Annotated in this window: 18 protein-coding genes and 1 pseudogene; 17 read left to right on the forward strand and 2 right to left on the reverse strand. The window is 44.7% G+C overall.

Annotated features, from left to right (window positions below; genetic code table 11):
* Positions 1-32: 32 nt before the first annotated feature.
* Positions 33-1317: pseudogene (locus PKHYL_RS01310) on the reverse strand (NAD(P)/FAD-dependent oxidoreductase).
* A gap of 437 nt (positions 1318-1754) precedes the next feature.
* On the opposite strand from PKHYL_RS01310, the gene acs reads away from it, so the two are divergent.
* The 16 genes from acs to PKHYL_RS01390 all read left to right on the forward strand — a co-directional run bounded on the left by acs (position 1755) and on the right by PKHYL_RS01390 (position 13501).
* A complete protein-coding gene (gene acs, locus PKHYL_RS01315; protein WP_071002467.1) occupies positions 1755-3716 on the forward strand; it encodes an acetate--CoA ligase in 1962 nt (653 codons plus the stop codon).
* Between the two features lie 259 nt (positions 3717-3975).
* The gene (locus tag PKHYL_RS01320) at positions 3976-5139 is read left to right on the forward strand and encodes an NAD(P)/FAD-dependent oxidoreductase (RefSeq protein WP_212563995.1); all 1164 of its coding nucleotides are present in this window, start codon (positions 3976-3978) and stop codon (positions 5137-5139) included.
* A 300-nt stretch (positions 5140-5439) separates the two neighbouring features.
* On the forward strand, positions 5440-5604 hold the full coding sequence (locus tag PKHYL_RS01325) for a hypothetical protein (RefSeq protein WP_240365788.1): 165 nt from the start codon (positions 5440-5442) through the stop codon (positions 5602-5604).
* Positions 5605-5614: 10 nt separating this feature from the next.
* Positions 5615-6298, forward strand: a complete 684-nt coding sequence (locus PKHYL_RS01330; protein ID WP_240365789.1) for a tyrosine-type recombinase/integrase — start codon at positions 5615-5617, stop codon at positions 6296-6298.
* Between the two features lies 1 nt (position 6299).
* Complete coding sequence (locus PKHYL_RS01335; protein ID WP_240365790.1) at positions 6300-6776, forward strand: tyrosine-type recombinase/integrase; 477 nt, start codon at positions 6300-6302, stop codon at positions 6774-6776.
* Positions 6777-6891: 115 nt separating this feature from the next.
* Positions 6892-7215, forward strand: coding sequence for a hypothetical protein (locus PKHYL_RS01340; RefSeq protein ID WP_240365791.1), 324 nt, complete (start codon positions 6892-6894; stop codon positions 7213-7215).
* A gap of 18 nt (positions 7216-7233) precedes the next feature.
* Positions 7234-8076 carry a hypothetical protein gene (locus PKHYL_RS01345; protein ID WP_240365792.1) on the forward strand — a complete coding sequence of 281 codons (843 nt, stop codon included), beginning with the start codon at positions 7234-7236 and terminating at the stop codon, positions 8074-8076.
* Positions 8077-8182: 106 nt separating this feature from the next.
* Positions 8183-8596 carry an antiterminator Q family protein gene (locus PKHYL_RS01350; RefSeq protein WP_240365793.1) on the forward strand — a complete coding sequence of 138 codons (414 nt, stop codon included), beginning with the start codon at positions 8183-8185 and terminating at the stop codon, positions 8594-8596.
* Positions 8597-8811: 215 nt separating this feature from the next.
* Positions 8812-9549: a hypothetical protein gene (locus tag PKHYL_RS01355; RefSeq protein ID WP_240365794.1), complete on the forward strand. Its 738-nt coding sequence runs from the start codon at positions 8812-8814 to the stop codon at positions 9547-9549.
* Between the two features lie 76 nt (positions 9550-9625).
* A complete protein-coding gene (locus PKHYL_RS01360) occupies positions 9626-10984 on the forward strand; it encodes a hypothetical protein (RefSeq protein ID WP_240365795.1) in 1359 nt (452 codons plus the stop codon).
* A 148-nt stretch (positions 10985-11132) separates the two neighbouring features.
* Complete coding sequence (locus PKHYL_RS01365) at positions 11133-11687, forward strand: hypothetical protein (RefSeq protein WP_240365796.1); 555 nt, start codon at positions 11133-11135, stop codon at positions 11685-11687.
* A gap of 198 nt (positions 11688-11885) precedes the next feature.
* On the forward strand, positions 11886-12116 hold the full coding sequence (locus PKHYL_RS01370; protein ID WP_240365797.1) for a helix-turn-helix transcriptional regulator: 231 nt from the start codon (positions 11886-11888) through the stop codon (positions 12114-12116).
* A gap of 2 nt (positions 12117-12118) precedes the next feature.
* Positions 12119-12403, forward strand: a complete 285-nt coding sequence (locus tag PKHYL_RS01375) for a helix-turn-helix domain-containing protein (protein ID WP_240365798.1) — start codon at positions 12119-12121, stop codon at positions 12401-12403.
* Positions 12400-12675 carry a hypothetical protein gene (locus PKHYL_RS01380; protein ID WP_240365799.1) on the forward strand — a complete coding sequence of 92 codons (276 nt, stop codon included), beginning with the start codon at positions 12400-12402 and terminating at the stop codon, positions 12673-12675. Before PKHYL_RS01375 ends, PKHYL_RS01380 begins: the two co-directional genes overlap by 4 nt.
* Positions 12668-12940: a hypothetical protein gene (locus PKHYL_RS01385; RefSeq protein ID WP_240365800.1), complete on the forward strand. Its 273-nt coding sequence runs from the start codon at positions 12668-12670 to the stop codon at positions 12938-12940. Before PKHYL_RS01380 ends, PKHYL_RS01385 begins: the two co-directional genes overlap by 8 nt.
* A 246-nt stretch (positions 12941-13186) precedes the next feature.
* Positions 13187-13501 carry a hypothetical protein gene (locus tag PKHYL_RS01390; RefSeq protein WP_240365801.1) on the forward strand — a complete coding sequence of 105 codons (315 nt, stop codon included), beginning with the start codon at positions 13187-13189 and terminating at the stop codon, positions 13499-13501.
* 212 nt (positions 13502-13713) lie between these two features.
* Here the strand turns inward: PKHYL_RS01390 and PKHYL_RS01395 are convergent, their stop codons facing one another.
* On the reverse strand, positions 13714-13929 hold the full coding sequence (locus tag PKHYL_RS01395) for a hypothetical protein (RefSeq protein WP_240365802.1): 216 nt from the start codon (positions 13927-13929) through the stop codon (positions 13714-13716).
* Between the two features lie 186 nt (positions 13930-14115).
* Here PKHYL_RS01395 and PKHYL_RS01400 point away from each other — a divergent pair, with 186 nt between their 5' ends.
* The gene (locus PKHYL_RS01400; protein WP_240365803.1) at positions 14116-14304 is read left to right on the forward strand and encodes a hypothetical protein; all 189 of its coding nucleotides are present in this window, start codon (positions 14116-14118) and stop codon (positions 14302-14304) included.
* The last annotated feature ends 231 nt before the right edge of the window (positions 14305-14535 follow it).

Genomic DNA, 14535 nt, shown 5'->3' on the forward strand with positions numbered 1-14535 from the left:
GTTTATTTTATGCTATCAAATGCGACTGCTTCTTAAACCACCTCGCCACTCACAAAGCCACTGGCCCAAGCCCATTGGAAGTTATAACCACCAAGCCAGCCTGTTACATCGAGCACTTCGCCGATGAAGTACAAGCCCTCTTGCAAATTGCTTTGCATGGTCTTTGAGGATACTTCGTCAGTTTTTATGCCGCCGCGTGTGACCTCAGCCGTACGGTAGCCTTCAGTACCAGAGGGCTTGAGCTGCCAGCCATTGAGAGTAGCGCCAAGCTCACTCAGTCGCTCATCTTTGATATTGGCAAGCTCAGTATCTTTGATATCGTCCCAAAGCTGGGTTTGTAGTGCTGCCAATAGTTTTTTGGGTAGTGCGTTGTCTGTGTTTTCTGCCAATACAGTACGGATCAGTTGGCGTGGGTGTGACTTTTTGCGGGTGAGTAAAATATCGGTGACATCTACATCGGGCAGTAGGTTAATGCTGATCGTCTCACCACTGTGCCAATAGTTCGATAGCTGGAGCATGGCAGGGCCAGAAAGCCCGCGATGGGTAAACAGTACAGGCAGTTTAAAGAGATACGCTCATTGCTGGCAATGACTGGTAGGCTGATGCCTGCTAAGCTACGAATCAGCTTGCCTGTTTTGTCCGTGAAGGTAAATGGTACGAGACTGGCATCGGTTGCTATCAGTGTATGCCCAAACTGCTGCGCTAGCTCGTAGCCAATGCCGCTTGCGCCCATCGTTGGAATAGACAAACCACCAGTGGCTACCACTAACGACTCACAACGATAGCGCGTCTGTGACGATTGACTCTCGCTTGCGACGTCTTTTTTGCCAAGCTTTTTGCTGGTTATTAGCTCAAACCGTTTTGCTTTATCATGGTCAGTCGTCTGTACATGATTGATTTGGGTATTGAGCTTGATTTGCACACTGACAGCCGTACATTCATCAAGGAGCATAGTGAGGATATCTTGGGCAGAATCATCACAAAATAGCTGTCCGTGTTCACGCTCATGGTAGGGGAATCTGATGCGCCTCTACCATGCCGATAAACTCCCCAGCTTGGATAGCGACTCAGTGCCGACTTACAAAAGTGAGGATTGGCACCGATAAAATGCTCAGGCTCCACAAAGTAATTGGTAAAGTTGCAGCGGCCACCACCTGACATCAAAATCTTTTTGCCTGCTTTATTGGCGTGATCTATGACCAAAACGCGACGACCACGGCGACCTGCGGTGAGCGCACAATATAATCCTGAAGCGCCAGCGCCGACGATGATGACGTCATAGTGAGTAGAGGGTTGTGCATTGTGGTGATTAGTCATTGCGGTCTCGTAAAACAATCATTTAAAAAAAGGTGATAACAAAACCAATTGTATGTGTTAATAATACAGATCGGCGGTGTTGTCTAAAGCAGTATCGGTAGGGCAGCTATTGTCCATATTTCATTTGAGGTTACAAGGATTAAATGTGATATCCGATGAGCTGTGACATGGCATCTGCATATCAAGCGCACTCTTGATTGTGATGTTGCAATAATCCTTACTAATAATTCTTCAATAACCGCTGCTATCAATCACCAAGTATACAGATGTACAGCGAAATTGTTATGATTGACTGATGATGTCTTGCAACCGACACGCTTATTTGTCAAACTATCGCTGAGTGTCACGCATTATGGAAGATGACTCTTATTGCCTGCATGGGTAGTCGTTATAGACGACTTTCTATGTAAGTCATGATAATTAAAAGGACCAATACTATGACCCAGAAATCATTTCCAATCTCAGCCGAGTTTATGGCTGCTGCCAATACCACCCCTGAAAAGTATCTCGAAGACTACAATCAATCTATCGAATCAACCGAAGCAAATGATGCGTTTTGGGCGAAGCGTGCTGAGCTGATCGACTGGATAAAAAAACCGACCAAAGTCAGCAATGTCAATTATGACTTAGACGATTTCAGTATTAAATGGTTTGAAGATGGTGAGCTGAATATCTCCGTCAACTGTCTTGATCGTCACCTCGAAAAAGATCCATACAAGCCAGCTATTATTTGGGAAGGGGATCACCCTTCACTACACAAGATTATTTCTTTTAAAGAATTACATGAAGCAGTCTGTCGTCTAGGCAACTCGCTACGCAAGCTTGGCGTTGGCAAAGGGGATCGGGTCACGTTGTATATGCCGATGATACCAGAAGCCATGGTCTCGATGCTGGCATGTGCGCGTATTGGTGCGGTGCATTCTGTGGTATTTGGTGGGTTTTCTGCTGAGAGTCTGGGCAATCGTTTGATAGACAGCCGCTCAAAAGTTGTGATTACGGCTGATGAAGGTTTACGTGGCGGCAAGCACACACCGCTCAAGGCCAATGTCGATCATGCTCTTGAGATGGATGGCACAGACAGTGTCGAAAAAGTCATCGTCGTCCACCGCACAGGCAACTCTATACCGATGAGCGGTCGCCGCGATGTTTGGTATCACAATCTCGTTGATGGACAATCAGAGATCTGTGAGCCTGAAGTGATGAATGCCGAAGATCCATTATTCTTACTGTATACCTCTGGCTCAACGGGTAAGCCAAAAGGCGTTGTGCATACCACAGGGGGTTATATCACTTATGCCTTGTCTACCTTCCGTGATGTCTTTGATGTCAAAGAAGATGACGTTTATTGGTGTACCGCAGATGTGGGCTGGATCACAGGTCATACCTACTCAACATATGCACCGCTCGCCAATGGCACCACGACAGTCATTTTTGAAGGGGTGCCAGAGTATCCAACATGGGCACGTATCGGACACATCATCGACAAGCACGACGTGACCATTTTATACACCGCCCCAACGGCGATTCGAGCGATGATGAAAGAGGGTGATGCCTTTGTACGTGAGTCGGATCGCTCAAGCCTGCGTTTGCTGGGTTCAGTCGGTGAGCCAATCAACCCAGAAGCGTGGGATTGGTACTATCATGTCGTTGGTGACAGCAAGTGTCCCATTGTCGATACGTGGTGGCAGACCGAGACAGGCGGTATTTTGATGGCACCGATTCCGGGAGCGGTCGATCTTAAGCCAGGTGCCGCGATGACGCCGCTGTATGGTATTAAACCTGAAGTCGTCAATGCTGAAGGCGCAATCATGGAAGGCGCTGCTGAAGGTAATTTGGTCATCAGTACTGGTTGGCCTGGGCAAATGCGTACGATCTACAATGACCATCCGCGCTTTTTGAAAACCTATTTTAGCGATTATCCCGGCTATTACTTCACAGGTGATGGTGCGCAGCGTGATGAAGACGGACATTATTGGATCACAGGCCGCGTGGATGACGTGCTAAACGTCTCAGGGCATCGCTTGGGTACGGCAGAGATTGAGAGTGCATTGGTTGCTCATCCGGCTACTGCCGAGGCCGCGATTGTTGGTATGCCGCATGAGATTCGCGGGACAGGTATCTGTGCCTTTATCATTCTAAAGTCTGGCGAAGAAAAAACAGACGATCTAAAAGCGGAGCTAAAACGTCATGTGCGTGCCGAGATTGGGCCGATTGCGACCTTAGATGCTATTTATATGGTGGATGCGCTACCAAAGACTCGCTCAGGAAAGATTATGCGTCGTATCTTGCGTAAGCTGGCAGAAGGTCAGTATGTCGGATTGGGCGACTTATCTACGCTGGCGGACAGCTCAGTGATCAATGATTTGGTAGAAGAAGTCAAAGCGAGCCGCGGAGAGTAGTTGCGTTAGCCCGTCTATCGGGCACGCGAACGGTGCTATTTCAACTTTGATATCCGTTCAGCAACGTCAAATAAAAGCCATGTTATTGTGAATAGCATGGCTTTTTTACGCAGACGATATTGATATTGCGGCGTTTTGACGATTCAATATCAATGGTCAATGAACATTGCTACCCACTAGTTGCCCGCCATATAAGAGATCGTTTTGCCATTTATAGATGGTAGCGACTCATAAATACTCGATAAGGTTTCCTGTCATTATGACTGATCATACTTTGCTCTCAACGGATAAATCTTTACCAAAAATCGCGATCATCGGTGGTGGTCTGACAGGACTGCTAACCGCGACACTACTAGAACGCGCCTCAAATCAGACACACGATCTATCCAATACACCGCAAATCACTATTTTTGAAAAGTCGCGTAGTGTTGGCCGGTTAGCGACGCGCTATCGTACCGACAGTGACACAGGTAAAAACTGGCAATGGGCATTTGGTGCACAGTTCTTTACGGCAAAGACTGATAGTTTTCAGCAGTTTATCGTCCCTTGGCTAGATACTGGGCTGCTACAGCCATGGTGTGCCAACGTGGTCGAGCTCACGCCCGCGAATGATAATGGTCAATCGCCTGATATCCAAAGTAAAGAGCAGTGGGATACCGTGCATGCGCGCTATATCAGCACACCAAAAATGAGCAGTTGGGGACGTGAGTTGGCCGCTGGGCTCAGGCACACAAACATAGTGTTTAAGACGCGTGTGGCTCCGCTGGATGAGCATACTATTCACTCAAATAATAAAAAAACTGAGCTATTTGACGAGACAGGGAATAGTCTTGGTTGGTTTGACTGGGTCATTTGTACTGCACCAAACGGTCAGGCAGTAGAGCTGATGGCAGACAGTGGGTTTAGTCAGCAAGTTAACATCACTCAGCCGCAGATGCAGGCCTGCTATACGTTGATGCTCGGTTGGGACAATACCCAAGAATTACCTGAAACATTGAACTCTCAAACAGCACCGCAGTGGGATGTTGCTTATTTAAATAGTGAGGTACTCGATAGAATATTTATTGAACATCATAAACCCGCTCGTGATGAGCTATTACCAAGCATCACCATTCATGCGCGTAATGACTGGTCACAAGTCCACGTCGATGATGATTTGGAGACAGTCAAAGCCGCGTTATTAATGGCAGCGCAGCAAGCCTTAAACTGGGACAAAGATAGTGCTCCAAGCCAAACAGATTGTCATCGCTGGCGCTATGCGGCTACTATAATAGATACAGATACTAAAGAGCTAGGTATCTTAGTCGATGAAACCAGACAGTGGATGGTCAGTGGTGACTGGTGCGCACGCGGCAATATCGAAAGCTGCTATCAGGTAGCTCGGCAGACAGTAGAGGCAGTCTATAGGGCACGATCTATATGAGTTGATTGCTGGCTGAATCTATCGGCTGCCAATCGCTAGAGAGGTTTTTACGTGTTTATAGCGATAGGCATCGAGATTTGAACCTGTTATAAATAGCGAGGCAAAAAAAAAGCCCACAGAGGGGGTGTTTTTGGTGTTATCACACGTTATCTAAAGTTAGCCTTAGCCTATATTTTACGTGCATTACGTGCTAATATCTATTATCTAGCGTTATCACAACTGACCACCAATTAGTTACATAAATGGTGGTCAAATTGGTGGTCAGATTTATCACTGTAAATAGGTAACAAGGGCGTGGTCATGGCAGCATTAACAACTGATACCCAAATCAAGCGAGCAATCAAAGACGCGCAGGGACAAAAGCGTGTTTATCACACTATTGGTGGCTATGCTGGCTTACGTTTGCGCTTACGTGGTGGCTGTATAGAGTTTCAGCACCGCTACACACACCCCTATCACTGGTAAACGTAAAGAGATGACGCTAGGACAATACCCAGCTTTGACGCTTGAGCAGGCAAGGCAGACCCATGCCGACAATATGCGTATGCTTGCCCAACTGATTGATCCGATCACACAGCGCGATAGTGAACGGGTAAAGCAAGCCACCGCCATAACCAACACATTTCAAGCCGTAGCTGATGACTGGCTATATGAGCAAACCAGTAACCCCGATCACCAACCAGCACCAAGCACACTAGAAAATATCAATAATTACCTAGCGCCATTAACTGCCACTTTTGGTAAATTCCCAGTTAGTGAGATAACAAGCCAGCAAGTATTAACCCTATGCCGTGACATACAAAGAAAGCATGTGCATAAGGGCAACCGCGTTAAGCACATGGCGCAGCGTATCTTTGCCCATGCTGTGTTAAAGGGCTTCATTGAGTACAACCCAGTCACCCAGCTATCAGGTGCTAAGGCATTGAAAGCGACACGCACCAAGCACCATGCGTCACTGACAGACCCCAAAGACTTTGCCGTCTTATTAAGAGATATTGACGGGTTAAGTGACAAGCAAGTCTATAACAAACCGATATTAAAACTATTAACGCTTACTTTTGCCCGTGTAGGTGATATATGCGCGATGCGATGGGCAGACATTGACCTAAACGCTAAGCAATGGGTTTTTACCCCTCAAAAGGGGGCAGAGGCGCGATGACATGGTGGAAAGCCTAGTCATACCACTAGCACCGCAAGCAATAGCCGTCATAGAGCAAATGCAGACGCTAACGGGTGGTCATGATTATGTATTTCACAATGCCAACCGTAGGAAAGCACCGCATCATGATCCGCAAGCCATTAACAAAGTATTGAATGATCCATCTATGAATAGCATGGGCATTGGTAGCAATTACGAGGGCAGAGGCTATAAAGAAGTACATACGCCCCACGGCTTCCGTGCCAGCGCAAAAACCATGCTGATGGAACGATTAGGCTATGACGAACTGCTAACAGAGATACAGCTAGGACACCAAATGCTTAACAAGTACGGCAAAGCCTATAACCGTATGCAAGCCGTACCTGAACGAACGCGCATGATGACGGACTGGGCGAACTACTTAGATAATATTAAGGTAGGCAAGTTTGATAATGTCATTCATGCCAGCTTTAAACAACGATCACAAAAGCATGGGTAACACCATGTAATACCAACCATGCAAGGCTAGGACTAATTACCCGAACGACAGCTATTCACACCCTTATGCTGTCACCGCCTTGCACCTATTTTGTTTAAGGGTGTAGGGGTGTGATATGAGCGTATTAGATGATGAAGTGTTTCAAGGGAAAAAATATATTCTCGCAGTTGATTTTATAAATCTAGTTGCCAGCACTACAAAAGATTATATAGATGATATAGCTTCCTACCTTGTCTTAAATAATTTTGATAAAGAAGTATCGTCTTATTTAATGGATAAATATTCGCGTGTCACTCGAGTTGAACATAGCCAATCTCATGATTATGATGTTAATACTAGAAATTTTTTAGAGAATTGCCACTCAAAGGTAATTCTTAGTAAGAGTATTTCACTCCGCTTAATAAATGATTTAAAAGGGGGACTTCTATTACTCCTATGAAGAGTTAGAGTCCATAGGGTGTATCAAAAACTAAAGCTAGAACTGACTGCTGAAGCAGCTAGAGTAGTTAGGGACAAGGTAAGACAATATGATGAGAATGAGATACATTTTATTTATCGAAAGCCTATAGATAAACCTGAAGAGCCTAATGCATGCCAGTTAAATTACTTCAAGTTAGAAAGGTTTGATATTAAAACCGCGGCTTGCTTACTTGCTGGTATAGAAGTACGTCTGATAGATGAAAATGAAGGCGAAAGTTTATTCGCGGAAGTATTCGCTGATTATATTAGCTATAAACTGATGTTTGAGCTGGCTATAGATAACAACGAGGTCATTTTCGATGATGATCTTATTAAATCTGAAGATTTACAGAAATATCTCTTCAGGATTGGTTATGTTCTCAAGGGTTTCAATGACTGGTTGAGAATTGAGCCAGCAAAACCTTTGGTAGATGTTCAATTACCTGTTATAGATTCTAGCTTGTCAAAAACACCAAAAGTGAACCATGATGAGTGTACAGAAAAATATGAAGTGCTTAAGAAGAAGTATGAAAGCTTAGAAAAGGAGTTTGATGAAATCCAGAAGCAACTTACAAATGCTACGGTTGAGCTGGATGACAATACTGCCGCAAGTTATCAGACAACTATAGGTATATTGTTGGAAATAATGAAAGCGCCAAAAGGAACAGAAGACAAACCAGCATTTCCTAGCGAAGCTGCCATCATTGGGTTAGCTACTGAAGAAGCAATATTCCGTCAAGGTAAAACATCTTTAGAAAATCGCTTTAGGGTAGCAAAAGAGGCGCTGGCCAATGAAAGAAAAAAACCGCATAACCTCAAGAGAAGTTCGAATTCACGTTAGTGTGTCATGATTCTAGTTGCTGTGCATACTGGAGCGACTCATCAGTTATTAAGATGTGAAGCAATGAGCAAACTAATTTTACATCCGTATTTTTTTTGGATTTTGTATGATTGATCTAAGCATAGAAGTGCAGGAATTGCTGACAGCATGGGGTAACTGGGTGTTGGCAGAAGGCAACGGTTTAGGGTATTCAAGTCCGATGGCTAGTCTAATGCGTGGACATGTTGTAGAGAAAAGCAAAATACGTTCCGCTATGTTTCTCACTGATGACGAAGCACTAAAAGTAGAAAGACTAGTAACCATTCTATGCGAATGTAAACCCTTAGAAGGCAAGATTTTAAAGCTAAAATATATTGACCGTATGAGCACCAATGGCATAGCAGAGTATTACCTAACGCCGCTCAAGTATGGTAAGGATAGCGTTAACAAAGTAAGCTCGCATACCGCTGTACAGCATATAGCACGTGCTGAAGGATTTATCGCAGGTTTGATAGTTGGCCAAACACGGTTAAACCACTGACACTACACTGCCAATAATAAAGCGGCCATACTTTAATAAGTGTGGCTTTTTTAATGCTAAGTAAATAACTAGGCATAAACTTGCATCCCAATTAGGGCATAGCTTCACCCTAGTTAGGATGCCCATAATACAGGCTTGAGCCATACTGATAACCTCAATCAACGTTAGTTTCAATCTGAAAACTTGAGCTAACAACATTAAGAGAGGGTAGAACGATGGCAGCCGTATCTAAGGCAGCAGTTAAAAGAATTATTGGTAAGTACCGAGAGCAAGGTCTTGGAGACCAGCAAATCGCTATTAAGCTACTAAAGCGCAAAGACAATATAGGTAAAAATCTGCAAACAGCAATTGAAAGGTATCAAGAGGCAGGGTCGCAAACACCCCTTGAAGATGTTATGGGGATATTTGATTTGAACCCTAGTCGTGCACCCGGCAGCCGTGTTGCAGGTCAATCAAACCCAAACGCCTCAATAGGCGATAAGCTAAGCTCGTACGCAACCAGCGCAGCAATGGGATTGGCAGATTCTTATTCTGGTATTTGGCAAATGAACAAGCAATTTGGTGATAAGGCTAACAGCGTCGCTAATAGCGTGCTTGGAACAAACCTTGATACCAACGCAGCAGAGCGGTATAACAAACAGTATCAGCAAGCAAATTTAGCCACAGACGGTGCGCGTTCGGTTGCAGGTCGCACTGGCGGTGACTGGGTGCGCGGCGGCGCTGAGATTGCAGCAACATTGCCAATCTATGCGGCAGGTCGAGGTGCTACGATCGGCGCTCGAATGGCCGACCAGGGTGTGAGAGGTGCAGCGGTTGGTGCAGCTCAATATGCAGAAAACACAGACGACAGGTTGTTAAATATGGGCGTAGGTGCAGCAGGTGGCGCTATCGGGCAAGGTGTCGGTGAAAAGGTCGCTGGAGCAGTAGGCAAGGGGTGTAACGAAGGCTGTTAACGCCAAACGTGGCAATCTTGCCCCAGCTTACAAAGAAATTGACGATCTCGGCAAGCAGTTTGATGTTAGAACGTCAGTGGGTGATATCAAGGGTGGCGGCGTTATTAAGAACACAGAAACGCATCTCGAGCGCATACCAATAGTAGGTATGGGCAAGTTTAGAGAGGGGCAACACAGTCAAGCGAAGGCTGCATCACGTAAAATCACCGGTAAACTTAAAGCTGTTATGGCTGACACAGACTACAAAGCATTGCCAACTATCAGACAAGCAGCCGCAGCAGGTGATAGAAACGCAGCGCGTGTGCTGAACATCGTTGAGACAGCAGGTGACGACACAGGGCGCGTACTACAGGCGAGCGCAGAGGTTCGCGCATTCCGTGAGAGCAAGATTGCATCAAAACTTTACGACAAGGTTGATGAAGCGGTCGCAGCGAGTGGTAATGATATTGTTACGCCTACCAATACGCAGTCAGCACTAACAAAAACGCTTGATAAACAAGCGGCATCCTTATCGCCTGATGATGTTATTGTTCGAGAGCTTACAGACATTCAAAGGAATCTTGCTGATACTTCAAAACCTAAAAATTTTGCCAATATGCGTCAATTACGATCAAGACTTGGTAGTCTCTCAAGTGAGCTAGGGATAAGCGGCAAAGGCGCGGCATCAAAAACTATGGGGGATTTACGCCAAGCAGTTGATGACGATATTGCAGAGTTTGCACTAAACTCAGGCAACACGGCTATCAAGAAGGCATATCAACGCGCAGACAAGTTCTACAAAAACGCTATGAAGCGTGCGGACAAGGCTATTGCCAATGCAATGGATAGTAATAAGCCTGATGAGATTTACAAAGCATTTATTAAAACAGGTCAAGGCGATAGAGCTAACAACTTCTATCAAGCATTAGACCCAAAAGGACAAGCAGCGTTACGCTTTGCTATGGCAGATGAGGCTATCAATAAAGCCACGAATGAAAGCACAGGTAGTTTTAGCCCTGCTAACTTCGCAAAAGAGTTTGAGCGATTGAGCGATCCGTATAGCAATATATTTAAAGGCGATGATAAGAAACAAATGGACGGACTTGTTAAGCTCATGCGTCATATCGAGCGAGCAGGTCAGTACAAAGAAAATCCACCAACAGGAGTAAGACTGACTGATATTGCTATGGTTGGTGGTGTTATGTCCAATCCAATAGGAACCGCAAAAATTGCAGGGATGGCAGCACTAGCTAAAACGCTACTAACCACCAACGCAGGCAAAAACCTACTGCTAGCAGCTAACAAACTACCGGAAAACAAACAAGTTGCATTGGATAATCTACTAAAGATGGCAGCTAAACTGTCAGCGGCGGCAGGTGCCAAGACAGGTCAAGAAGCTAATAACAGTGTAGCAGGCACGAAAATTGCCAATAATGCACCGTTAACATCGTTCTAATTACTTGTTAGATATAAATTGCTTAAAGCACTTTAGTTTGGTTATAGTGCTTTTCAGGCATTATATTTTAACTACTACGCTGGAGAATAGATTGAAGTCATTTTTAGTAAGACTATTTCAAGTCCTATGGATTATTGGATTCGCAGTTGTGTTAGGTGGTATTTTTGCCAATATTGCATCCTACAATGAATTGCCGGCCGCGGTGTTCGGTGCATGTGTATGGCTCATTTTCTTTGCAGTAATTCAATACTTACTTTTTGCTACTCTTGATCCTAGGGCCCTATTCGATGGCAGCATAGTACCTAACAATAAAGGCGGTATTACTAGAAGGTCTTTTGCTATTGGTATTGCTACTAGCTTGGCATTGGTAGTAATAAGCGGCGTTATAACTAAGCTATATCTTACCTATCAAGATAATCAAAAACTTGAAGCTGGTAGTGATATTGATTTTTACAGCGAAATACTTACAGAAAGTACCTACCGCCATGACTTTACAGATTGCTACTACACTGAAGAGGACAAACCAAAGAAAGCTGATGTGCAGCAGATAGCTAGAAACTTAGAAAATCAAGGTGTTGTTGGATTGAATATACTCGTAGAAATAGCAGATCGTAACGACAAAATAGGCGAAGCCTTTCGGTGTGCAATTAGGGAAGATATGAGTATTGATGAAATGGCAACGATAGCCGGCATTGATTACTAATGAATCAACCGCACCCTAAGAACCAAAACCCACCCGCTAATCGGTGGGTTTTTTCAATTATATGTTCTCCTAATCGATCAACTGGCACCCTAGTTAGGATGCGAACTCACCCCAACTAGGATGGCAGCCCGCTAAGCTTTTAGCATACTGATAACTCAAATCAACGCCAAGTAACGGCATGACACAGGAGTTAGCAATATGCTAAATGTATCAAACAATCCGCAAAGCTCAACCCAGTTACATCCGCAAGGGCAGACGCGCATTAAGACAGCGGCATCCTTAGTAGGTGTTCATCATCAGACACTTCGCCGATGGTGGAAAGCTGACAAGTTCCCAAGACCGATTGATATCAACGGCATTCTATTATTTAGAAACGCCGATCTACTAGCATGGCTTGAACGCCAACACTCAGCTAGCAAGGGGGCTTAATCATGACTACTACAGCCACCGCCCCAGTGACCAACCAGCCAGCACCTAAAACACAGATTGACACTGTTAGAGCGCACCTGATGACAGGGGCAACAATCACTACTTGGGATGCTTACCGGCTTTATCAAATCACATGCCTAGCGCAGCGCATTCATGATCTAAGAACTGCAGGGCTAATTATTCAAAGCGAAATAGTCACGCACAATGACAAGCGTTTTTCAGTCTATTGGCTTGATGAACAGACATTACTTGAAAGCGAACTATCTAACAGCGAGGTGAACCCATGAGCCAGTCAAACGATGTATTAGAACCGCGCCTAGTAGCAGTGGATAGCTATTACTTGTCTGTCATTAATGACCGCATACAAGACCTATCAAATGATGCTGAGAGCCTATCAATGGCACTTAGCGCGATCAGCACCGATGATGATGCAAGCCGTGGCGTAATAGTCGCTATACGGGCTGCCTTACTCGCTAACAGTGAACTGGCAACCATTCTAAGCGAGCAGATGGACGGGCTTATCTTACTGCCTGAGCTGGAGGTAACAGACCATGAGTGATAACGACCTAGTGAATGAAGTTATGGACAGGTTAAAAGGTGAAGGATTTTTGATGATAGCTGATGAATTTATAGATCAGTTAATCATTACTTTACATGCCAATGTGACCGCCATTAATAGTCTGACTAAGATGGTAGAAGTAGAAAATAAAATGCTAGCTCTACGCGGTTCACTACCTACAGGTAGCAGACAAGTGGACTCACTCAAAGGGCTATCCAAACGCATAGCAGAAATAGCGTTCAACGTGGAAGGGGGTAAGAGATGAGCAAAGATAACAAAAACGACCTAACATTCTGTGACGTGGAGTACGATAGCCAGAATGGCACGAATTTGAGCCTTTATCATACGAATTTGAGTGTAAATAGCCAAAATTTGAGCCTAAATGACAGGAATTCGAGTGTTAATGGCAGTGTTATGAATATGTCCGCTAAATCAGAAAAACTCGCTAAATATCGACGCAGATTGAGTCATAAAAAAAAGGATGTAACAGGGGCGATTACCCATTTTTTTTATGAAACAAGCCGTTGCAACTGATGATAACAGCGGTTATCATAACCACACTACTAAACTAATAGCGGTTAAGCCAAGCCGTCATTCATTGGCTATTTTTGTGCCTAAAACTTGCCTGACTACTAATCAGCAAGCTACTACGGGCATGAATAAAAATACGTCTGTCTTTATACAGGCACGTCATATATTTAGCGCCGTCACTGGTGCGAACATCTATGACGGGTTGATAGAGCCTAATACAAAAGCCTTTACGGTAAATAAGCTCAACCGTCTATTAGCGGTAGTTAAGACCCGTCACCCCTATTTTTATGGGTGACAACAAACTAACTAATCTAATAGGAGGGCATAATCATGCCTAATTCAATCCGTACGACCTCAAACACTCAAACCCCTACTAACAGCACACCAGCCACATTCAAGGGCAGGTGACAGCGTTCTATGCCCATCTGTAGGCAATGGCACTTATCAGCTATTCAATGATAAAGAATACGGCTGTTTAGGCTTTACCACCAACGGCAAAACATACCATTACCGCAATGACGGCAAAGTAAGCCGCAATGATGCCGCCCCGTCATTATTCCATGACACGCCAGCCAACCGCCAAGCCATTAACGCGCTGTATGGCAGCCAGCACAGCATAAAAACAATAGATTGCACCGATGCAGACGATAACGAAGTTATCTTAATGTCGTCTTGCATGTTGTCCGATACCGCTTGTGACGTTTCTGGCGCTGCTGAGGTCATGCACGATATTGGTCAGCTACTCTACTTAATTTACAACGAGAACATCTCCTCTAATCAAGTTAAGTCAATGGCGCGCCTTGTACACGACACTACCGATAGATGGTATAGCATTCTTAACTACCGACTTGATGCGCTCAACAAGCCATTAGAACAAACTGGTTTTGGCAAGGGTAGAGGGTTAAGACTATGAAAACTATCAATCAGTTAAGACAAGAATATATCGATAGCAAAATGGGCGAACAAACCCACTTAGATTGGTTCGATGCTTTATTCACTACTATCAAAGATGATCTTAGAAGTGGTGATATTCACAAAGCGCAAAAACTTTGCAGACATAGGGCAATATTTAGCACAAGACTTTCAGCATTATTCTGAAGATGAGCTGGCTGGCCTAATTGCTGAAAAGGAGGGTTTATGAAGACTTACCCACCGAAGCAAAGCCGTAAGCACGCTAAGCGCAAAAGCTACTACAAGAAGTACAGAGCCACGCGCCAGCCGAACCACACGCAGGCAAGGGGGGCTAGATGACCACCACACTACAAACAAACACCATGAAAAAGCCCGCGCATTGAGCGCAGGCTTAGACATGATAGGTCGTTTTAATGC

Origin of the sequence: Psychrobacter sp. KH172YL61 (assembly GCF_007182895.1) — a bacterium.
Taxonomy (GTDB): domain Bacteria; phylum Pseudomonadota; class Gammaproteobacteria; order Pseudomonadales; family Moraxellaceae; genus Psychrobacter; species Psychrobacter pacificensis.